18 protein-coding genes are annotated in these 20274 nt (G+C 51.4%); 11 read left to right on the top strand and 7 right to left on the bottom strand.

All coding sequences use genetic code 11. The features are described from left to right. Positions 1-9: 9 nt before the first annotated feature. The 4 genes from HQ393_RS11865 to HQ393_RS11880 all read left to right on the top strand — a co-directional run bounded on the left by HQ393_RS11865 (position 10) and on the right by HQ393_RS11880 (position 2477). On the top strand, positions 10-429 hold the full coding sequence (locus HQ393_RS11865; protein ID WP_179355376.1) for a hypothetical protein: 420 nt from the start codon (positions 10-12) through the stop codon (positions 427-429). Beyond that, positions 429-875 (top strand): PliI family lysozyme inhibitor of I-type lysozyme, encoded by a 447-nt coding sequence (locus tag HQ393_RS11870; RefSeq protein ID WP_179355377.1) that lies wholly within the window; start codon positions 429-431, stop codon positions 873-875. Before HQ393_RS11865 ends, HQ393_RS11870 begins: the two co-directional genes overlap by 1 nt. Further along, positions 872-1738, top strand: a complete 867-nt coding sequence (locus tag HQ393_RS11875; protein ID WP_179355378.1) for a DMT family transporter — start codon at positions 872-874, stop codon at positions 1736-1738. The genes HQ393_RS11870 and HQ393_RS11875 overlap by 4 nt, the downstream gene beginning before the upstream one ends. 241 nt (positions 1739-1979) lie before the next feature. Next, positions 1980-2477, top strand: a complete 498-nt coding sequence (locus HQ393_RS11880; protein ID WP_179355379.1) for a hypothetical protein — start codon at positions 1980-1982, stop codon at positions 2475-2477. A 52-nt stretch (positions 2478-2529) separates the two neighbouring features. Here the strand turns inward: HQ393_RS11880 and HQ393_RS11885 are convergent, their stop codons facing one another. Continuing rightward, positions 2530-3660, bottom strand: a complete 1131-nt coding sequence (locus HQ393_RS11885) for an aminotransferase-like domain-containing protein (RefSeq protein ID WP_179355380.1) — start codon at positions 3658-3660, stop codon at positions 2530-2532. A gap of 61 nt (positions 3661-3721) precedes the next feature. On the opposite strand from HQ393_RS11885, the gene HQ393_RS11890 reads away from it, so the two are divergent. Then, entirely contained in the window at positions 3722-4198 is a 477-nt protein-coding gene (locus HQ393_RS11890) for a MarR family winged helix-turn-helix transcriptional regulator (protein WP_179355381.1), read from the top strand. A gap of 79 nt (positions 4199-4277) precedes the next feature. After that, positions 4278-5354 (top strand): alkene reductase, encoded by a 1077-nt coding sequence (locus HQ393_RS11895; RefSeq protein ID WP_179355382.1) that lies wholly within the window; start codon positions 4278-4280, stop codon positions 5352-5354. Positions 5355-5492: 138 nt separating this feature from the next. Here the strand turns inward: HQ393_RS11895 and waaA are convergent, their stop codons facing one another. Together waaA and waaC are read right to left on the bottom strand one after the other, a co-directional pair. Then, on the bottom strand, positions 5493-6770 hold the full coding sequence (waaA, locus tag HQ393_RS11900; protein ID WP_179355383.1) for a lipid IV(A) 3-deoxy-D-manno-octulosonic acid transferase: 1278 nt from the start codon (positions 6768-6770) through the stop codon (positions 5493-5495). After that, positions 6771-7748, bottom strand: coding sequence for a lipopolysaccharide heptosyltransferase I (waaC, locus tag HQ393_RS11905; protein ID WP_179355384.1), 978 nt, complete (start codon positions 7746-7748; stop codon positions 6771-6773). Between the two features lie 213 nt (positions 7749-7961). On the opposite strand from waaC, the gene HQ393_RS11910 reads away from it, so the two are divergent. The 5 genes from HQ393_RS11910 (at position 7962) to HQ393_RS11930 (ending at position 11383) form a co-directional block, all read left to right on the top strand. Next, a complete protein-coding gene (locus HQ393_RS11910; protein WP_179355385.1) occupies positions 7962-8576 on the top strand; it encodes a diguanylate cyclase in 615 nt (204 codons plus the stop codon). Positions 8577-8644: 68 nt separating this feature from the next. Further along, positions 8645-9691 carry a nicotinate-nucleotide--dimethylbenzimidazole phosphoribosyltransferase gene (gene cobT, locus HQ393_RS11915; protein WP_246307885.1) on the top strand — a complete coding sequence of 349 codons (1047 nt, stop codon included), beginning with the start codon at positions 8645-8647 and terminating at the stop codon, positions 9689-9691. A 1-nt stretch (position 9692) separates the two neighbouring features. After that, entirely contained in the window at positions 9693-10301 is a 609-nt protein-coding gene (locus tag HQ393_RS11920) for a histidine phosphatase family protein (protein ID WP_179355387.1), read from the top strand. Further along, the gene (gene cobS / locus HQ393_RS11925) at positions 10301-11053 is read left to right on the top strand and encodes an adenosylcobinamide-GDP ribazoletransferase (RefSeq protein WP_179355388.1); all 753 of its coding nucleotides are present in this window, start codon (positions 10301-10303) and stop codon (positions 11051-11053) included. The genes HQ393_RS11920 and cobS overlap by 1 nt, the downstream gene beginning before the upstream one ends. 63 nt (positions 11054-11116) lie before the next feature. Further along, entirely contained in the window at positions 11117-11383 is a 267-nt protein-coding gene (locus tag HQ393_RS11930; protein ID WP_179355389.1) for a DUF7683 domain-containing protein, read from the top strand. A 63-nt stretch (positions 11384-11446) separates the two neighbouring features. On the opposite strand, the gene msrB is transcribed toward HQ393_RS11930, so the two are convergent. The 4 genes from msrB to HQ393_RS11950 form a co-directional block, all read right to left on the bottom strand. Beyond that, positions 11447-11839 (bottom strand): peptide-methionine (R)-S-oxide reductase MsrB, encoded by a 393-nt coding sequence (gene msrB / locus HQ393_RS11935; RefSeq protein ID WP_179355390.1) that lies wholly within the window; start codon positions 11837-11839, stop codon positions 11447-11449. 38 nt (positions 11840-11877) lie between these two features. Next, positions 11878-12936 carry a tetratricopeptide repeat protein gene (locus tag HQ393_RS11940; RefSeq protein WP_179355391.1) on the bottom strand — a complete coding sequence of 353 codons (1059 nt, stop codon included), beginning with the start codon at positions 12934-12936 and terminating at the stop codon, positions 11878-11880. Then, positions 12933-14549: a tetratricopeptide repeat-containing diguanylate cyclase gene (locus HQ393_RS11945; RefSeq protein ID WP_179355392.1), complete on the bottom strand. Its 1617-nt coding sequence runs from the start codon at positions 14547-14549 to the stop codon at positions 12933-12935. Before HQ393_RS11945 ends, HQ393_RS11940 begins: the two co-directional genes overlap by 4 nt. A 115-nt stretch (positions 14550-14664) precedes the next feature. Next, a complete protein-coding gene (locus HQ393_RS11950; RefSeq protein ID WP_179355393.1) occupies positions 14665-20271 on the bottom strand; it encodes a hybrid sensor histidine kinase/response regulator in 5607 nt (1868 codons plus the stop codon). Between the last annotated feature and the right edge of the window lie 3 nt (positions 20272-20274).

Here is a 20274-nt window from a genome sequence, read left to right on the forward strand (position 1 = left end):
GACAATGCAATGCGCGGCGCAAAGATAACACGATGGTTTTGGGGCTTGATCTTGGCGCTGTGCTTTAGCACAACAATGGCCAACGACATCAGCATTACACCCGCCTGCCAAAAGGCCTTTGTCTCGCTCAAGCAGTATATCGATACGCAACATGGCCTGATTTCCAGCGCAGCACTCGAAACCAGTCTCGCCGCCGACGAGGTACGCCTCAATTGTGATGGCAGCGCCAATGCGTATTCGCTCTCGATCGCCCAGATTGCCAAGCGTTATTTACCCCCGCCATCCAAACCAAGCGGCCCATTGATCGATGCACAAACCGAAACGGTCTTGTCGGTGCTGATGATCATCGGCCTGATCGCGGCGAGTAGCGCGGGCTATTTTGTATTTGATTCGGGTGGCTTGACCATCGGTATCGTAGGAGGACATTGATGTATCGCCTGCTTTTAAGTCTAGTGGCCGTACTGCTGAGCCAGAGTATTTGGGCCAAAGATTATCGGTTTTTGCAGCAAATTAACTTGCCCGACAATCACAGTGTGCTGCAAGTAGCAGAAGGCGAAAACGAGCCGCGCAGCATCGGCAGCTATAGCATTCGGCTCTATGGCGGGCACAATCCTGACTTCCCCTTGGATGACTTTATTACAGGGCTGATAGTCGCGCGCGAAGGCGTGGTTGAGCGGGTATTTAATATCGATGGCAATGGCGATGGTATTGGTGAAGTCGTCGTCGTAATCCGCAGCGCTGGCAGTGGCGGCTATCTCACTTTTGATGTTTTTGACTGGCAAAATCAGCAATTAAAACGCATTTTCTCGCTGAGTGATTTGCCCCCCAAAGCTGACCCCGTGGTAGAAGTAAAACGCGTCATGCGCAAACCATGACCCGCCCCGTTGTTCCTGCTTACCTGCTGTTAATCGCCGTTTGGTCCACCACGGCGCTGGCCATTAAATGGGGCGTAACAGGCTTGTCGTTTAGCTTGGCGCTGATGCTGCGCTTTGTGCTGGCGGCGTTACTCGCGCTAGGCATACAGCACTGGCGCCGTCAGAGCTTGCCTTTCGATCGCGCTCACTTGCGCGCCTATACCATTGCGGGCGTCGCGACTTCACTGTCAATGTTGTGCTCATTCTGGGCCGCGCAATATATGGCTTCGGGCTTGATCGCCGTGCTCTATGGCTTGGCACCACTGGCGACGGGGTTTTATGCCAGCCTATGGCTAGGCAGTAGCATGCGACGGAGTGAATTGCTGGCAATTGCGGTTAGTTTGCTCGGCTTGGCGCTGATCTTCGGCCAAAACCTCAATTTGGCCCCAAGTGGCTTACCAAGCATGCTGGCCTTGATCTTGGGCATGGCCTTGCAATCGGGCGCCGCAGTATTGCTCAAACGTTATGCCAGCACGCAATCGGCCATGGCGGTCAATACCGGCGCGCTACTGATCTGCGCCTTCCTGACGACTTTGTTCTGGTTGATCTCCGGCGCAACGATGCCCGCGCAGATTCCAACCAAGGCACTGCTCGCCATTCTGTATCTAGCCAGCATTGGCTCCGTGCTGGCCTTTGGCCTGTACTATTGGCTGATTCGCGAATGTCGCCCTATTAGCGTGGCGCTGATTTCGCTAATCACCCCCGCCACCTCGCTCTGGCTGGGTAGCTGGCTGAATCATGAAGTACTCCATCCGCGCGAATTGTATGGTACGGCGTTGATTATGCTGGGGCTGTTGATCCATTGCCTGCAAAGAAAAAACTGATCGTTTTACAGCTACCCCTAGAAGTATCGCCCTCCAACTACCAATTTTATTTGCTGATAGCAATATACCCCGTCACACCGCCACCAACACCAAGGTGATTTTTCTTTTATTATCAATCGCTTATAAACAACGTCAGCGTAGCAATTTTTGTATTATTTTTGCCAATCATGTAGTTTTAATATTGCCACTACATTAGTTTTCCCTTATACATGCACATATAACTAAATCAAAGAGATGCGCGATGGATCAATTGATTTTTACTAAAACTGAGGCGGGGCTCAAAGAGCTGCAAACACGCAGCGGCCTAATCGGGCAAAAAGAGCGCCAATTGCTATTTATGATCGACGGCCAGCGCAGCTCGGCAATGTTAGTGGCCATGCTGCCGGGGCAGGAAGTCTTGCTAACGCTGAAAAAGCTACAAGACCTCGGTCTAATCGCCCGCAATAGCGCGCAAAAGAAACTCGATCAAATTCAATTTTCTGGCCCAACAACCATCGCGCCACCGCCACCCCGTCGCAATAGCGAACAGCTCAATGAAGCACGCAAGGTGATCTTGTCGGTAACGCAAGAATTTCTCGGGCAAAACTGGGAAGAAAAACTCGGCATCATGCTGCAATCAGTGCGCAATGCCGACGATCTAAAGCCGATTGTCGAAGAATGGGCGAATGCGCTACGCCGCTCAGGCCATCGCGGCGCAGCCTATAATGGCGAAAAAGCCATCGAAGAATTATTCAAATAATTCAAACGCGCTGTAGTACTTGAAATAGGCGGGGTTTTCCCGCCTTTTTTTGTTAGCGCAACAATCCCGCCAAACGCCGCACGCCTTCTTCGATTTGCCCAATTGAGCTATGGCTAAAATTGAGCCGCAAAGCACTCGCACCCTTGCCATTCGGATAAAACGGCACGCCCGGCATCACCGCCAGATTCTGCGCCAAGCCTTGTTGCATCAAGGCCAGCGTATCTTGCTGGCGGTGCAAATGCAGCCAAAAAAACAAGCCCCCTGCAGGCTTAATCCACGACGCCCGATCCGCCAAATGCTGACTCAAAGCCGCATGCATTGCATCGCGCTTCGCACGATAACTAGGCAGAATATGGGCCACATGTTCATCCAATTGCCCAGAGCGCAACACCTCAGCCACTATCGCCTGACTCAAACGATTGCTGTGCAAATCGGCGGCTTGTTTTAATCGCGTTAACGGCACGATCAAATCAGGATGCGCAATCAGATAACCCAAACGCAAACCGGGCGCGAGGGTTTTGGAAAATGAGCCCTGATACACCCAGCGCGCCGACTTCAGGTGCGATACCAAGGGCGCAGGGGCCACGCCATCAAAAGCCAGATCACGATAAGGATCATCCTCAAACACGGGCATGCCTTTTGCATCCAAGGCTTCAGCCAGCACCTGACGCTGCGGCAAGCCATAACATGCCCCAGTTGGATTTTGGAAAGTCGGGATCAGATACGCAAAACGAGCCTCATTTTCGGCAATGGCCGCTGGCGTTAAGCCAATTGCATCTTGCTCACCAGTGATAAATTGCGCACCAAATAGCTCAAACACCTGCAAAGCAGCCAGATAGGTTGGCGATTCGCACAAAATGCGCGTGCCTTCATCGACCCAGAGTTTGGCGACCAAATCGATGCCTTGCTGCGAGCCATTCAGGATCAATACCTGCTCAGGCCTGCAATCCAAGCCCATCGCCTTGGCGCGTGCCGCCACCAGCTCGCGCAAATCGGCTTCACCCTCAGATGGGCCATATTGCCAAATATGGCTAGGTGCTTGCCATTGATCCAGTTGGGGCTGAAACAAGGTTTCTGCCGCTGGCAAACCACCGGCAAAAGAAATTACCCCAGGAGCCTGTGCGGCAGCTAGAATTTCTCTAACCAGTGAAGGCTTTAAGCGTTCAATTCGATTGGCAAACATGGCCACCCCAAATAGGTCAACAATATAGACCTATATTAACGCAACGAGGATATACGTCAATATGCTTGACCATACCGCTCATCCATCTGGCGCACATACCGAATACGAGCTCAATTGCGCACTTGAGTTGCTGTTTTATGGCTACAAAGGATTTACCGCCCAACCCGACGCAATCTTGGCCGAGCGCGGTTTGGCGCGTGTCCATCACCGCATTTTGTATTTTGTAGGCCGACAGGGTGGCTTATCGGTTAATCAATTGCTCGCCAAACTCGGCGTGAGCAAACAGGCACTCAACGCCCCGCTGCGCCAATTGCAAGAAGCGGGCCTGATCACCGCCAGCCCCTCTGAAATCGACAAGCGAGTAAAATGCCTGGCGCTCACTGAGGAGGGTATAGAGCTAGAAGAATCATTATCTGGTGCTCAACGAACTATACTCGACAGGGTATTTGCCCAATGTGGCCCACAAGCAGAATCAGGTTTTAAACAAGTGTTGGGCGTTTTAGCCAAAATCACTCAAGCCGATACCGCGCAATCATGAATACAGCAGCGGCTCACTTGCAATCGAAGTATGCAGCACGCATTTAATGATTTACCCCCTCAACCAGACAGGAAGCATCATGTTATTTGACTCATTCAAGCTCGGCCCTTTGTCGCTACAAAACCGCACGGTGATGGCACCCATGACGCGCTGTCGCGCTGTCGTGAATAACACGCCGAATGAACTGGTTGCGCAATATTATGGTCAGCGCGCCAATGCGGGCCTAATCATTACCGAAGGCACATCGCCCTCACCCGACGGCATCGGCTACGCCCGCATCCCTGGCCTTTATAACGCCGAACAAGTTGCCGGCTGGAAACTGGCCACCGACGCGGCCCACCAAGGCGGCGCGAAAATCTTTATCCAATTTATGCACTGCGGTCGCGTCACCGGCGCAGCTAATCTACCAGCAGGCGCACGCGCGGTAGGCCCAACGTCTGAAAACTGCCCCGGCGAGATGTATACTGATGCAGCCGGCATGCAAGCTCATGCACAGCCTCATGCCCTCACTGAAAGTGAGATTACTGAGGTCGTAGCTGAGTATGCCCAGGCCGCTAAGCTGGCCGTCGAAGCGGGCTTTGATGGCATTGAATTGCACGGCGCGAATGGCTACTTAATCGAGCAGTTTCTGAACGCCAACGTCAACAGTCGCACCGACGGCTATGGTGGCAGCGCCGCTGCGCGCAATCGTTTTGCATTAGAAGTCGCCAAAGCCTGCGTCGATGCCATTGGTGCCGACCGCGTCGGTATGCGCATTTCACCCTATGGCGTATTCAATAGCACCGGCGCATTTGATGGCGTGGAAGCGCAATATCTGGATTTAGTCAAAGCCCTTTCCGATCTTGGCTTGGTGTACGTCCACCTCGTTGACCATTCTGCGATGGGTGCGCCAGAAGTACCTGCGGCGTTCAAGGCGCAACTACGAGCAACATTCAAAGGCGCATTCATCGCTTCCGGCGGCTTTGAAACCGTCGAGGCGGCTGAGGCGGTACTCGCCGAAAATCGCGGCGACCTAATCGCCTTTGGTCGCCCCTTCATTAGCAACCCTGATTTGGTCCATCGCCTCAAAAACCAGCTGCCGCTGGCGCAGCCAGATGCAAATACGTTTTACACCGCCGATGCAGTGGGATACACCGATTATCCAACCGCAGCCTAATGAGTAAATAAAAACGGGGCGCATGCGCCCCGTTGTTTATCAAATGCCCCTAATCCAGACTAATGCTAAGCATTCGCTCTGACTGCAGTTCAATTTCAGATCATCAGCCTGGGTTTGCTAAATTCAATAGCTGCACTTTTAATCCAGCCAAATTTTGAGCCGATCAAGTAATCTCGCCGTCGCTCCGCGATGCGCTTGGCTAAATGCCACGCCGGCCAAGCCCATTTGCTGGCATCTGGCGTCATCATGGAGCACGCGTAGCGCCTCTGAGCAAACGGAGTCAGCATCTTCTCCCTGCCAAGCAGCACCTACTGCGATCGCCTCAGCTGAGGCTTGGGCGAAGTTAAATGTAGAAGGTCCAATCAGTACTGGACAGCCGCAGGCAGCCGCTTCGATCAGATTTTGGCTACCGAATTTCAGCAGCGATCCGCCCATGATGGTGACATCGGCGGCGCTATACCACGCAACCATTTCACCCATGCTGTCGCCCAGCAGCACCTGCACATTGCTAGCCTCGCCCTGCCACTGGCTACGGCGCAAATAGGTCAAGCCACGTGACTCAAGCAAAGTCGCGACAGCATCAAAGCGCTGCGGATGGCGTGGCACAATAATGAGCAGTGTATCGGCAGACAAATCGCCCAATGCGTTCAGCACCAGCGCCTCTTCACCATCGCGACTGGAGGCGAGCAGGATAATCTTGCGCGCCAGTACTTTTTTCCACGCTTGACCGCGTTCAATCAGCAAAGGGTCAAGCTGGTTGTCAAACTTTACATTCCCCATAATATGCACGTCTTTTGCGCCCAACTGCTGCAAACGGTCGGCATCTTGCGGCGATTGTGCCAACACAGCGGCAAATTGCGGCATCACTTGGCGAAATAGAGGAGCGAATTTCAGATAACCATTGAGCGACTTTTGCGATAGGCGTGCATTAGCCAGCACCAGCGGCACGTTCGCTTGCTGGCATTGCATGATGCAATTTGGCCAAATCTCGGTATCAATGACCAAGCCTAGCCGCGGCTGGAAGGTACGCAAAAATCGACGTATTGCTGAAGGATAATCGTAGGGCAGAAAAACAATCGTCGCATTAATGCCTGAAGACTTACCAAATAACTCATGCGCAGTGGTGCGACCCGTCGGCGTCATGCAGGTCAGCAATAAAGGCGTATCAGGATATTGTTGATGCAAGGCCAATACGATGGGTTGGGCGGCACGCATCTCCCCAACCGATACCGCATGCAGCCAAATTGGTTGGGTATTACCACCTAAGCCTTCTCCAAATTGATCTACAGAGTAATACCCAAGGCGCTCAGACCAATTTTGCCGATAGGCTGGCTGCTTACGCGCACGTTTGAGCAAATACAGCCAGATCAGCGGAAAGGCGAGCCACAGCGCAATGCGATAAATCAGCGCCGCCATTTATGCGCGCCAACCCATCTGTACAGCATCCCAGACAGCATCAACACTCGGCGCCTGCCCGCGTTGCCCCAAATTAACCGCATAACTGCTCGCCCGTATCCCGGTTAGCTCTGGATCTGATGCGCAAAAAATCGCCACAGTCGGTACGGCCACCGCAGCAGCCAAGTGCACCAAGCCTGTATCAACACCAATCACGATTTTGCTTTTAGCCAGCAAAGACGCCGCCTCGCTCAGACTGAGTTTTGGCGCCACCATGGCCGCCGGCAAGGCCGCGGCCAGTCGCTCGGCACGAGCGCGCTCAGTAGCGCTACCCCAAGGGAAAACGGGTCGAATCCCCTGCGCCAATAGCCTTTGTCCGAGCAATATCCAATTGGCCTCGGCCCATTCTTTATCGGCGCGGCTGGTCGCAGTCAGGCAGACGGCGTACGGTGAATCAGGCAGCCACGGCAAATCTAGCTCTGGCACTTGTAGGCCATAATCAATGGGGCCTTGCAGTTTGTAATCTAATGCTGCGGCGCTAAGCTGGCGATTGCGATCAATCGCGTGCAAGGATTTGCTCACCCTGTATTTACGGCAGTAACTCAAGCTAGCCAGCGGCTCGCGGATCGATTTGCGATCAAAGCCAGCGACAGGGCCGCAGGCCAGACGGGCAATTGCCGCACTTTTGATTAAACCTTGGGCATCCAGCACCAAATCATAACGGCAGGCTCGCAGCTCGGTCTTAAATGTCTGCCATTGCATGTGCGTAGGGGACGCCCAGATCGATTTGCGCCAGCGACGCAAAGCCACGGGGATCACTCGGCGAATCGCAGGGTGCAGGCGGGGCAACTCGGCGAACCCCTCCTCCACCACCCAATCAATGGCGGCATCAGGGTAAACGCGTGCCAGATCAGTGATCGCGGGCCACTGATGAATCACGTCTCCCATCGACGACATGCGTACGATAAGAATTTTCTGAATGGTCGGTTTAGTCTTCATTAGCACATTCTAACAGGCTCTACGCCCAAGCGAAAAAGCCCTATTCATTATTCAAACTACAGATTAATTACCTAAGTCTGCGCCCTAAAATCGACTAGCCAATTGAAATAAATAACATTTTTATAACTTTTTAGCGGTATTCGAGATGGATACGCGGCAGTTTTATTTTCGCCTGCTAGGATAAAAAGTAAACCCAACGGCTCGGGGCTTTTCATGCTGATCATACTGATTCTTGCGCTAGTTGCTGGCATCCTATGGCAATGGCAACAAATACGACAATTGCGACAGCAATTGGCCAATGGCTCGCTCACGGATCAACTGACGGGGCTTTATCAACGCCATCATTTACTCGATCTGGCCGAGCATGAAATTAATCGTGCGCAGCGCGGGAATATAAAAGTCTCCGCCTTGATCGTCGACCTGGATTATTGCGCCAAAATCAATCACCAATACGGCCATCAAGCAGGCGATTTGGCGCTACAGCATGTGGCGCATGCCGTGAATGAATCGATCCGCGATTTTGACTTGGCGGGGCGTTTTTCCGGCGAAGAAATCGTCCTAGTCTTGCCCAATACCGACCAAGCGGGCGCCATTGTGGTGGCGGAACGCTTACGTCATAAGGTCAAACAAAGCGCTATTGCGCTCCCCAATCAACTCCAGCTGACTATTTCGGTCACGATTGGCCTCGCCACGCTGGAAACCGAAACCGAAAGCATCGAAGATTTATTGCTGGCCGCTGATACGGCCTTGCAACGCGCCATGCAATTGGGCATCGATCGTATTCACGTTTACCAGCTCGAAGACGACGTAGCCAACGCGACATTATAAAAATCCATTTGCCCACCACTACGCTTGGGGCTAAAGTCGGGGCTTATTGTTTCCACACGATGATCCCCATGCCCCAACCTCAAGCGGCCTTGGCCCAAGCTGCGCGCGAGCGCCAAAGTCAACTCACCAAACCTGCGGGTAGCTTAGGCCGTCTCGAAGACTTGGCCATCTGGCTGGCCGCCCGTTTGCCCAGCCCGACGCCGATGCGCCTCAAACCGATGCTGGCGATTTTCGCCGCAGATCATGGCGTGGCGACGGAAGGGGTTTCGGCATTTCCTGCTGAAGTCACCGCCCAGATGGTAATTAACTTTCTCAATGGCGGCGCAGCCATTAATGTGCTGGCACGCCAACATCAAATTTCGCTGGCGATTATTGATGTCGGCGTAGCCAATGATTATCCCAATAACAGCCAAAGCATCGCCAAGTTATTTCGCACGCCGATTGCCAATGGCACGGCGAATTTGCGTCATGCGCCAGCCATGAGCGAGGCGCAATGTCAAAAAGCCTGGCAAATTGGTTTTAGCATCGCTCAAGAGGCGGCCAAAGCAGGTAAAACCTTGCTGATTGCAGGTGAAATGGGCATCGCCAATACGACTGCGGCGGCGGCTTTGATCTGCGCACTCACAGGACATGCTGCCGAAGACATCGTGGGTTTGGGCACTGGCATCAACCCCGCTTCGCGCGCATTGAAAGTCCAAGTTGTTAATGATGCAATCGCTCGCGCCACGGCTTCAGGCGCCAATAGCGCACAAGATTGGCTACGTGAAGTGGGCGGTTTTGAAATCGCGGCTTTGGCGGGTTTTTATGCGGGCGCGGCGGCTGCGGGCGTTCCAGCGCTGCTGGATGGTTTTATCACTACAGCCGCCGCACTAGTCGCGGTTAAACACGATGCGGCGATTGGTCAATGGCTGATTGCCAGCCACGCATCACAAGAACAAGGCCACCGCCTAGCCTTGCAGGCTTTAGAACTTGAGCCACTGCTCGATCTGGGTTTGCGCCTAGGTGAAGCCAGCGGCGCTGCGCTGTGTGTACCGCTGCTGCAAAGTGCGCTTGCGTTGCACGGTGAAATGGCGACCTTTGCTGAAGCTGGCGTGGCCGCCAGCAATATGGAGTGATATGCCGTTTCGTTTAACGCTGATTCGACATGGTGAAGCCGAAAGCGCGCAAAATGCAGTCTTTGGCCAAAGCAATCCACCGCTTTCCAGCTTAGGGCGGGCGCAAATGCTCGCACGCTGGCAAATGCTCTCAGCCCAACCTGTTGACGCGATTGCCAGCTCTACACTGGCACGCTGTGCAGATTTTGCGCTCGATTGCGCCCAGCAGCTGCAAGTACCACTCCATCTCGACCATGGCTTTCAAGAAATACACCTTGGGAGTATTGATGGCAAAGCCAAGTCTGAATGGACTTCAGAAGACCATACCCATTGGGATGCCTGGCAAGCCAATCCTCAGCTGTCGCCACTCCCAGCGGGAGAAAATTGGTTGCAATTTCAGCATCGCGTCATCAGTGCGCTCGATAGTTGGTTTTCACAAGGCGAAGCAGAGCATCGGGTACTGATCGCCCATCAGGGTACGATCAAAGCCATTTTACTCGCCGCGTTTGGCCTGCCGGCAGAGCGTCATCAGCAATTTTGGCTGGCAACGGCGGGCTCGGTGACGCTGTGGTGGGATGAACACTACCCGCCCATGCTGCTTGAGCTTTCAAACACTTTGGCTGCCGATTGATGCGTTCCATCTTCGATTGGCGCTTGCCAGTGCTAGCGATCCAATTTCTCACTCGCTTACCTACGCCGCAAATTCAGCACTTTGAGCCAAGCCTACTGGCTAAATCAGTAGGCTGGTTTCCAATGGTGGGGCTGATTGTTGGCGGTTTGCTCCTGATACCTGCGTATGGTTTACAGCAAGAGCCTTGGCTGGCCGCGGTATTGAGTTTGTTATTGTGGGTCTGGGTCACGGGTGGTTTGCATTTGGATGGTTTGGCCGATATGGCCGATGGGCTTGGCGCATCTCATCGTGACCCAGCGCGATTTCTGGCGGTATTGAAAGACCCGCATCTCGGTAGCTTTGGTGTGCTATCGCTCATCATGCAAACAATACTCAAACTGATTTTGCTGATGCTCTGTATCCGTAGCCACGCATGGTGGGCGATTTTGCTGATTCCGGCTTGGGCGCGCAGCGGTGTATATAGCTGGCAAACCTTGCCAGCACTGGCGCCGGGGATGGCGGAGCAATTTGGTTGGAAAAAAACACCTTATCTGGGCTGGAGCTGGTGGCTGTGCTTGCTAGGGCTTTCGGTATGGTTGAGCCCATGGTTGGTTCTGGGTTTAGCGGTCATTGTTGTGTATCGAAGCTGGTTAAAACACAAGCTGGGCGGCGTGACTGGCGATTGCCTCGGTGCAGGCATTGAGATGAGCGAAAGCGCCTTATTGATCTGCGCCATCGTCGGGCCAATCATCGCCCACACGATTGCCAATTAAATCTTGTCGCCCTGCCAGACAGTGGCGATAATCACCCCTTTTTTACCGCATCGAGCCTGCATTATGAAAATCATCCGTGTATTGGAAGTCTGGGAAAAAGGCATGGAAGGTGGTTTTGTCGGCACATTGCCGCTCGATGAAACTCTCGATGTGGCGTTTCTCTACAGCCTATTTGCTGCCGAGCAGGATAAGCCCGACCCAGAGATGAAATTGTCATATATGCTCGATGAATCTCGCCTCGCCGCCTTGCAGCCGTTTGTGGCGCAAAGTACCGACTTTGAGCAATTTGACTATATCCTCAGTGCACACGGCATTCCTGATTACGAGTAATGGGTATATCCATCAAAGCCGATGATAGGAAGGGCTTGATAAATATACCCAGCACCACGCACTTTATTCTGGCACAAAGGTGAGTGCTACCGAGTTAATGCAATAACGCTCACCAGTCGGCTCTGGGCCATCAGGAAACACATGCCCAAGATGAGCATCGCACCGCGCGCAGCGCACTTCTTCGCGCACCATGCCGTGACTTAAATCCTGATGCCGCTCAATGCTGCCAGGCTCGGCCTCTTGCCAGAAACTGGGCCAGCCACAGCCCGCATCAAACTTAGTCCCCGACTTAAATAATAAGCTGTCGCAACAGACGCAATGATAATCACCCGCCGCTGTGACCCGATATAGTTCCCCCGAATAGGGGCGTTCTGTACCTGCTTGGCGCGTGACACGAAAGGCTTCGTGGCTCAGTTGCAACTTCCATTCTGTTTCGGTTTTTTTAATCTTATTCATGGCTTTGCTCGGGAATTGGGAATACAAGCGGTGCTACATTACTCGCCATAGCGCATACGACTTAACTCCAGACGCAATGCAATTTCTAACTGATGCAATGGTCGCTGGAAAATACGGGTTAATTTTCGCTCGGCCTGCTTTTGAAACAAACTAAGTTGTTGCGCATGGGCAAATTCCAGATGCATTAATGCGCCTTCATAATCACCTTCATTCGCGCAAATGGTTTCCAGCAATTGGTGCGCTTCCTGCCCCATCGCAAAACCCTGAATACTCTCCCCCAGAGATAAACACAACTCCAAGGAAAGTCGAGCCTCGGCCAGCTTATTTTGTCGAATAAAGATGCGCCCCAAAATCAAAGCAACGTAGGATCGGCACCATAAACCACCCAGCTGTTGCGCCAATACACGAGCCAATTGTAAATGCTCAAAGGCCTCATCCAGCTGAGATTGATCAAGATGAATCAAGCCACTGTAGATATGAAACTCCGCTTGCGTTTCCAAATGAGGTCGTAATCTCAGCTTGGCTTTCAGACGTTCTAATAACGTCTGCATTTCACCATACAATTGCAGGCGATAGCAGGTTGCGATCAGAGCCAACAAACAATCGACTCGCAACGGTACGTCATCGACATTTTCAGCCAATGACAAGGCTCTTCGTTGATACTCCAAAGAGATTTCAAGCTGATTAAATACCAGACACACCTGAGCAATCCCAGAGTAGCCACGAATAAAAGCACGGCTATCCTCGGCTTCAATGGCCGTTTGCAGCGCTTGCAGCCAAATATCAAGCGCCCGCATATATTCACCCTGCAGCAACTGGCTTTGCGCCTGCCAATGCAGCGATTGCGCCAGTAAAGGCCAATCACGTAATTGCCGCGCAATGAGACCCGCATCGCGAAAATCCCGTGTAGCTGCTGCGGGCCGTTCGCCCAAATCAATCAGATATTCACCCCGTGCCAGTAATGCGGCAGCCTGCCCCCGAGGATAATTATTCTGTTGTGCGCTATGGATCAACTCAGCCAATATTTCAGGCTTTTTTTCTGCCTGCATTTGAATGCGATAGCTCGCGAGAGTCTGGTCAAATTCTTCTGGACTCATTGATAGATCTCCACGCGATTGCGACCCAAGTGCTTGGCTCGATATAAGGCATGGTCTGCATTTTGCAGCAGGATATCAGCCCCAGACTCCCCAGATAGCTCGGCAACGCCAATACTGCATGTGGCCTGCAAATTAGGGTCAAACTGAGCCCAATCAAACTGCGCAACTTTCATCCGAATACGCTCAGCGACTTCGGCTGCGGTGGCCGCCGTTGCGCCCGGCAGTAACAACACAAACTCCTCGCCACCAAAGCGCGCCACCAAATCACCACCGCGGCACGATTGCAACAAAATCATGGCAGTAGAGCGAATCACGTCATCGCCCACTGCATGCCCGAATGTGTCATTTACTTTTTTGAAATGATCCAGATCGACCATCAGTACTGACAACGCTCGCCCATCCTCTGCACACCGCTGATAGAGAATCGGCATTTCTTGATCGAGGTGACGACGATTACTCGCGCCGGTGAGCGGGTCTTGCAAAGACGCGCTTCGCAAAGTCTGCATCAATTCTGAATTGGCATTACTTTGCTGGCGCAGCATTAGATTTTCTTGTCGAGTTTGCAGCACCATCAATTGGGTATCGAGCTCACGAATTCGCCGATCAAGCGCATTGGTGAGCTTATCCTTCGCCAGTTGCTGCGCATTTTGAATGGCCAATTCATGGTATTGACGGCGATATTCCCAAGCCATTTTATAGTCGCCGCGCAATCGGCCTAATTCTGACAGTTGTGAATACACCCGCAGCAGCAGAGTAAACGAGCCAAAACTAGAAATTTTCTCCAGCGCGAGCGTGAGGTATTCGTGGGCTTGCTCATATTCACTCAGGGCAACGTAGACCTTGCCTAGATTTAATAAATTGAGCGATTGGCTCCATAAATAGGAGGTTTTGCGATTGATCTCCCATGCGGTATGCAGCCATTTCTTGGCCGAGTCATATTCAGCCAGCGCCCAGTATGCTTCACCACGATAACTATACCAATCAGCCAGCCAAGCTTTATGCTGGGAAGCCTGAAAAATGGATTCCCCAGTCTTGGATAAGGCCAATACCAGTTGATATTCACCCAGCAGATTCAAATCCGCCGCGACATGCAGGTAACTTTCGGCCAATTGTTCTGGATCATTTACTTTACGGGCAAAATCAAGGCCGACCTCATGCCAACGCAACGCATCGCCAGCCTGTTGATGTGCGAAATACACATCACCAATACCCATGCAGCAATCGGCATAAATATCGAACGCTTTTACACTCAGTGCTTTTTTAAGGCTAATCGTCCATGCTTTTAGCGCTAAGCCGTATTCGCTCGCCGATAGATGCAGTCGACCACGTGCACACTCCAACTCCGCATAGAGCCGCGCAGACTTTAGTTGCCCAGCCAGATCTTCGGTTCGATCTAGCGCGGTATGCCCTTGCTCCAAATTCCCCAATGCCCAGAAACTACGTGCCAAGAGAAGCTGCGCCTTTGCTTCTTGCGCAGCTAAACCTGCCGTTTGCGCCAAAGCAATTGCCTCACGCATCAAGGCAATCGTTTGCTCACAATCGGGCACGAACCATTTCTGCCCTTCAGCGATCAATTGTTGAACTTTATCAACGAGATTAGCGGGTAAAGCCATTTCAGCCTAAACAGTTTGGGGTTTGGTTTTAACTATAGCTAGTTTATTGCTACAAAAACTAAAACCCTGACGCAGCAGGGTTTTAGTTTTATTCCAACGCCATATTGATTCGCAGTTAAATACCTTCTGCAATAAAGCGTCGAATCATGCCCAATAACTCATCCTCTTGATATGGTTTGCCCAAATAGGCATTGACCCCCAAATCGAAGGCATATTTCTTATGTTTATCCGCTGTACGCGAGGTAATCATAATAATCGGGATGTGACGCGTATCTTCGGCCACCCGCACATTGCGTGTGAGCTCAAAACCATCCATCCGTGGCATTTCGATATCGACCAACATTACCGCAGGTTTCACGTCGTGCAATTGCTGCAATGCATCCACACCATCTTTAGCAGTGACGACTTGGAACCCTTCACGCGCTAATAGACGACCAGTAATCTTGCGTACGGTTAAGGAATCATCAACGACCATCACCACTGGTGCCGTTGCCAATTGCTCAGGCATGGTGGGTTGCGAGGTTTGTGCCGGCGTCACTTCCTGTTTTTGAACCGATTGGGTAATCTGACCAGATTGAGCCAGCAATGCCAATGGATTCATAATCAGTACGATTTCACCCGTACCCAACACGGTAGCACCGACCACACCTGGGATACGTGCCAATTGTGGGCCAATTGGCTTCACCACAACCTCTTGGTTTTTAACCAATTGATCCAGATGCAAAGCAATACGTTCAGCGCCCGAGCGCAATAACACTACGGTGGAGTAGCGTTTTTGTTCAGGTACAGCCTCAAAATCCCCTAGCAAACGCGGCAAATACGCAAAGCGGTAGCGTTGCCCCATCCACTCTTGCGAGCGATTTGCATAGAGTGCGGCCAAGGCTTCTTGTTTAAGCTCCTGAACCTGCTCAACCATAACTGACGGGATCGCAATTAATCGATCTCCGCCCTTCACCAGTAATACTTGCGCCACCGCCAGAGTCAACGGCAGATGAATCGTAAAGGTTGTTCCTTGACCCGCAACGGTAGAAACATCAATCTTACCGCCCAGATTACTGACTTCGGTTTTGACCACATCCATACCAATACCGCGACCAGACAATTGGGTCACCGTAGAGGCAGTTGAGAATCCGGGTTCAAAAATCAATTGGCACACATCGCCTTCGGAAATAACCTGATCGGCAGTAATCAGGCCTTTCTCGATGGCTTTCTGTCGAATGCGTGTTACATCAAGTCCACGACCATCATCTTTGAGCAGCAGGACAAGTTCATTACCTTCTTGGCGAACTTCAATTTGAATCTCACCAAACTCTGACTTGCCGTGCGATTGGCGCTCGTTACTGTGTTCCAAACCATGGTCGATCGCGTTGCGCAGCATATGCTCGAACGGCGAGATCATTTTATCGAGTACACCACGATCGATTTCGACACGGCCACCTTTAACTTCCAAGTTGACCTTTTTGCCGACCTCTTTACCTGCTTGGCGGGTTAAACGATATAAACGCTCAGACACACTCGAAAACGGCACCATGCGCACACGCATTAGGCTTTGTTGCAACTCTTTAGTCATTCGAGACTGAGCCAACAAGGCCGCAGATGACTCATCCAGATTATTCAAAAGATGCTGCTGAACCGTTGCCACGTCATTAACTGACTCGGCCATAAAGCGAGTCACTTCCTGCAATCGACTAAAGCGGTCGAACTCCAGCGGATCAAACTCGCGGTGCATGTCCTGCACTTCTTTTTCACGCGCCTGCATTTGCGACTCAGCCTGGATTTCCAGCTCTCGCAATTGCGTGCGCAGACGCGCCACGTTTTCCGTCAAATCGACCAATGATGATTTAAGCGCAACCATCTCAGATTCAATACGAGTACGTGAAATTGCAACTTCACCGGCCTGATTGACCAACTGATCGATCAACTCAGATTTGACACGAATAACAGTCTTATTCTCAGGGTCGGCCGCAGCCAATAGTTTTGGCATTACGGGGGCAACGGCAAGCTCGGCCACACCAACCTCAGGTGCGGCTTCAACTGGCTTGGTCAACTCGCCAAAAAACGCCAGTAACGCGTCATAATCACTTTCTAAGCGGGCGGCTACAGTTGGGTCGGTTGCAACACTTTCAATGAGTCGCGACTCCATAACGTGAGCAGCTTCACCCATTCGCATTGCACCACTCATTCGCGCACTACCTTTTACCGTATGCAGGGTGCGCTTAAGTCGCTTAAATACGGCCTCAGGATCCTCGCCTTGATTCAACAGGCGAATATCCTCACCTATTAATGGCAGCAGCTCTTCGGACTCTTCAATGAAAATCGGTAATAACTGAGCATCAATATCATCATTGAGGCTGGCATCAATCTCAAAATGTACAGCACCTTTAGGCTCATCATTTGCAAGGAGCTGGCTAATTGGCGAAGGCTCGTCACTCAGACTTTCCAGAGCAGGAGAGACCAGTAAGCTAGACAGGAAAGGATCAATAGCTTCTGCTTCTGCTTCTGCTTCTGCTTCTGCTTCTACTTCTGCTTCTGCTTCTGCTTCTGCTTCTGCTTCTGCTTCTGCTTCTGCTTCTGCTTCTGCTTCTGCTTCTGCTTCTGCTTCTGCTTCTGCTTCTGCTTCTGCTTCTGCTTCTGCTTCTGCTTCTGCTTCTGCTTCTGCTTCTGCTTCTGCTTCTGCTTCTGCTTCTGCTTCTGCTTCTGCTTCTGCTTCTGCTTCTGCTTCTGCTTCTGCTTCTGCTTCTGCTTCTGCTTCTGCTTCTGCTTCTGCTTCTGCTTCTGCTTCTGCTTCTGCTTCTGCTTCTGCTTTCAATGGTGATTCAAGTGCTAGATCCAAGTCCAGCTTAATTTCTTGCTCTTCAGTGTCGAGCACCACAGGCGGAACAAACTCTGTGACTTTTTGCTCTTCTCCGTCGAGCTCAGGTGACATGGGCAAATCTAAATCTAGATTTGGCAGGTCAAGCGACAACAAATCTTGTTGATCCTGCTCATCAAGTTCTTCTGGTAAATCGAGCCCCGTTTCGAATAATGGCGGAAGTTCGGTATCAATCGATACTGGAGTTACCTCGGCATCAAAGCCAGTTGGATCACTACTGAGATTTAATTCAGCATCTACTGGCTGTAGCAAAGCAAACTTGGATAACAACTCAGGAGCACTAGCCGGTTCTTGTTGCTGTAGAATTTTATTGAGCATTTGCTCTAAGTGATCAACTGCATCGGCAAACAAGGCTAGCTCATCACTTGCCTGATCTCCTAATAGCTGCAAACCATGCTCAACGGCATACGCAACTTCTCCCTGCGGGATAAAACCTGCAGTAGATGCGATACCACCTAATGTATGTGCAGCCAAAATAAATTGAGGTTCGACGTGTTTTTTCTCTGCCAGAACGGCAACACCATGTTGTAAGGCCTGAAGATGCTTTTGTGCTTCCTCACAGAAAATACCGAAAAGAACAGGTGAAACACTCACCGATCCAATCTGCAAATCTTCTTGCTCGCTAGATAAATTGTCCTCTGCGACCGAAATTTGCACTTCAGCGCTCGGTTCTTCAGGCGCTTCTGCATCAGCTCTTAACGCGGCGGCTTCAGTCTCGATGGCGCTTGCTTCGACCGCTACTTGGCCACTCTCCTGCAACTGCTTCACCCACACAACAAATGCCGTATGCGTATGTTGCAACAAATTCAATAGGCGCGTTGAAACTGGTTTTTCAAGCTGAAGCCACTTATTCATGACCTGCTCAATGGCCCAAGCAACCTCACCCAACTGGAAGAGCCCCACCATCCGTCCGCTACCTTTTAAGGTATGGAAGCTGCGGCGAATTGTTGTAACTGCCTCGCGATGCTGAGGATCTTGCTCTAATAACTGAACGTTCTCATCAATAGCAGCAAGGACTTCAACCGCTTCTTCGAGAAAAACTTCCAACAATTCAGCATCCATTGCCGCTTCTGATACTGGTAGCGGTTTGTTTTCAGTCGTTTCTACTAATTTCGGTGCTTCTACTGCGCCAGTCGCATCAGGTTCAACCTCCAATGCAGCCATTGGCACTTCATGCACCTCCTCTAAAGCAGGTGCAGGGATGTGCGTCCGTCCTGTCAGGCGCTGCAAAAGTCCCATCAACTGAGACTGATCATCGCGCTCTTGGGCCATATCATTGGCGTAAAAACCCAAACCCGACAATGCTTCAGCCAGCTCTTCGAGCTTACTTTGCTCAGGGATATGCTCTGAGTCGACGTATTCGGTAATGCGCAACAAACACTCTTGGCACAATTCAACTGCAATTGGCCGCTCCAACATCATTAATGCACCTTGCACCTGATGCAGCATCGGCTCAATTTGCGTCAGCGCGGCACGTTGATTTGGATCGCGGAAAAAAGCATCCAATATTTCTTCGATATTGGCTAAATTGCTGCGAATTTCATTCGACAATTGACCGAGCAGCAAACGCTCTTGGGCCTCACGACTTACTTCGTCTAATTGAGGCAAATCCAGAGTCGCACTTGGATCTTTCAAGCGAGCCAATAAGGCCTGAACTTGGCTTGGGTAGTCTTCGGATTGGCTTGGGTAGATAACTAAGGCATTTTCGGCCAGCAGTAAGCCTGTCGCCATTTCAAGCGCGAGTTCATCACTAGCGCTATCCGAATTGGCTCCTAATAAAAGCCCTTCCCATAACTGATCCAAGCCAACAATATTGAGTGACGCTGATTTACTCGCCAATTGTTGTAAGTTCTGACGAACCGCATTGAGCTTCTCGGCGCTACCGCTGGCCACACGAGACCAGAGCTCTTTAGTCTGCATCAACTCATCGCGCAAACTTCGTGCCAATTGCTGCTCTAACTGAGCTTCAGGAGAAATAATGTCTTGTGTCTTTGGCAGCAAATCATCCAGCTCAAATTGAGCCGCCAAGCCTTTGGCTAAGGCACTTTCCGACTCCATTTGAGCCAAGATATACAACATGTCGCGGAATAAGCGTTCAGCAACTTTATTGGAGCCATCAGCCAAACGACGAATTTGCAAATTTAAGCGCAGCAACAGCTGACTTGCTTCAAGGTCTAATGTCGCTCGATTGCTACCCAAACCATCTACAACCGCAGCAGCAGTCCACCAAAAGGTGCGAGGAATGCTTGAGCTCTGAGCTTTCGCTAAATCAGCGAGTGCAGCAGCCATCACAGTTGCTACTTCATTCTGCCCTTTGAGCCAGCGCAATAAGCCGCTCTCATATCGAGTGCGTTGCTGCCGAATCAATTTCACCAATTCTGAACCGCTTAGCGGCTGACTTGGCAAGCCTTGTGGCAAATCAAGTATGAGCTGTGGATAAAATAATTCGGCACCTGATGCATTTGCATTTCTAGCCTGCGCCAACAAGCGGAAGGTAGGAAGCAAACTCAGAGGTACATTGGGCATACCAGCCATTAAGCGGTCTAAGTACTGACTGACCTCCGCTAATGCCTGCTGAACAGTGGATGTACATGAAGAGTCTACGTCTCCTCGTTCAAGCGCAAAAATGACTTGTTCGACCTCTTCGCAGAAACGAGCAACGCCGGTCAATTCGACCAAATCAAGAGCGCCAAATGCTTGATGCAAGAAATTAGCGGCATGCTTTAAATTTGCAGCATCCGTAGATTGCAAATAGGCTGCCAACGCTTCATTTGCCTTTGCAAGGGAGCTGTTAATTTCAGCATTAACCCAAAGCAAAGAGCCCTTATCGAATTCAGTGTGCATGCTCATGGC

Source organism: Chitinibacter bivalviorum (genome assembly GCF_013403565.1).
Taxonomy (GTDB): Bacteria; Pseudomonadota; Gammaproteobacteria; order Burkholderiales; family Chitinibacteraceae; genus Chitinibacter; species Chitinibacter bivalviorum.

What these genes read in the sequence shown, in the direction of transcription:
- HQ393_RS11865 (WP_179355376.1), top strand. Translation starts at nt 10, where the DNA reads ATGCGCGGCGCAAAGATAACACGATGGTTTTGGGGCTTGATCTTGGCG.
- HQ393_RS11870 (WP_179355377.1), top strand. Translation starts at nt 429, where the DNA reads ATGTATCGCCTGCTTTTAAGTCTAGTGGCCGTACTGCTGAGCCAGAGT.
- HQ393_RS11875 (WP_179355378.1), top strand. Translation starts at nt 872, where the DNA reads ATGACCCGCCCCGTTGTTCCTGCTTACCTGCTGTTAATCGCCGTTTGG.
- HQ393_RS11880 (WP_179355379.1), top strand. Translation starts at nt 1,980, where the DNA reads ATGGATCAATTGATTTTTACTAAAACTGAGGCGGGGCTCAAAGAGCTG.
- HQ393_RS11885 (WP_179355380.1), bottom strand. Translation starts at nt 3,660, where the DNA reads ATGTTTGCCAATCGAATTGAACGCTTAAAGCCTTCACTGGTTAGAGAA.
- HQ393_RS11890 (WP_179355381.1), top strand. Translation starts at nt 3,722, where the DNA reads ATGCTTGACCATACCGCTCATCCATCTGGCGCACATACCGAATACGAG.
- HQ393_RS11895 (WP_179355382.1), top strand. Translation starts at nt 4,278, where the DNA reads ATGTTATTTGACTCATTCAAGCTCGGCCCTTTGTCGCTACAAAACCGC.
- waaA (WP_179355383.1), bottom strand. Translation starts at nt 6,770, where the DNA reads ATGGCGGCGCTGATTTATCGCATTGCGCTGTGGCTCGCCTTTCCGCTG.
- waaC (WP_179355384.1), bottom strand. Translation starts at nt 7,748, where the DNA reads ATGAAGACTAAACCGACCATTCAGAAAATTCTTATCGTACGCATGTCG.
- HQ393_RS11910 (WP_179355385.1), top strand. Translation starts at nt 7,962, where the DNA reads ATGCTGATCATACTGATTCTTGCGCTAGTTGCTGGCATCCTATGGCAA.
- cobT (WP_246307885.1), top strand. Translation starts at nt 8,645, where the DNA reads ATGCCCCAACCTCAAGCGGCCTTGGCCCAAGCTGCGCGCGAGCGCCAA.
- HQ393_RS11920 (WP_179355387.1), top strand. Translation starts at nt 9,693, where the DNA reads ATGCCGTTTCGTTTAACGCTGATTCGACATGGTGAAGCCGAAAGCGCG.
- cobS (WP_179355388.1), top strand. Translation starts at nt 10,301, where the DNA reads ATGCGTTCCATCTTCGATTGGCGCTTGCCAGTGCTAGCGATCCAATTT.
- HQ393_RS11930 (WP_179355389.1), top strand. Translation starts at nt 11,117, where the DNA reads ATGAAAATCATCCGTGTATTGGAAGTCTGGGAAAAAGGCATGGAAGGT.
- msrB (WP_179355390.1), bottom strand. Translation starts at nt 11,839, where the DNA reads ATGAATAAGATTAAAAAAACCGAAACAGAATGGAAGTTGCAACTGAGC.
- HQ393_RS11940 (WP_179355391.1), bottom strand. Translation starts at nt 12,936, where the DNA reads ATGAGTCCAGAAGAATTTGACCAGACTCTCGCGAGCTATCGCATTCAA.
- HQ393_RS11945 (WP_179355392.1), bottom strand. Translation starts at nt 14,549, where the DNA reads ATGGCTTTACCCGCTAATCTCGTTGATAAAGTTCAACAATTGATCGCT.
- HQ393_RS11950 (WP_179355393.1), bottom strand. Translation starts at nt 20,271, where the DNA reads ATGAGCATGCACACTGAATTCGATAAGGGCTCTTTGCTTTGGGTTAAT.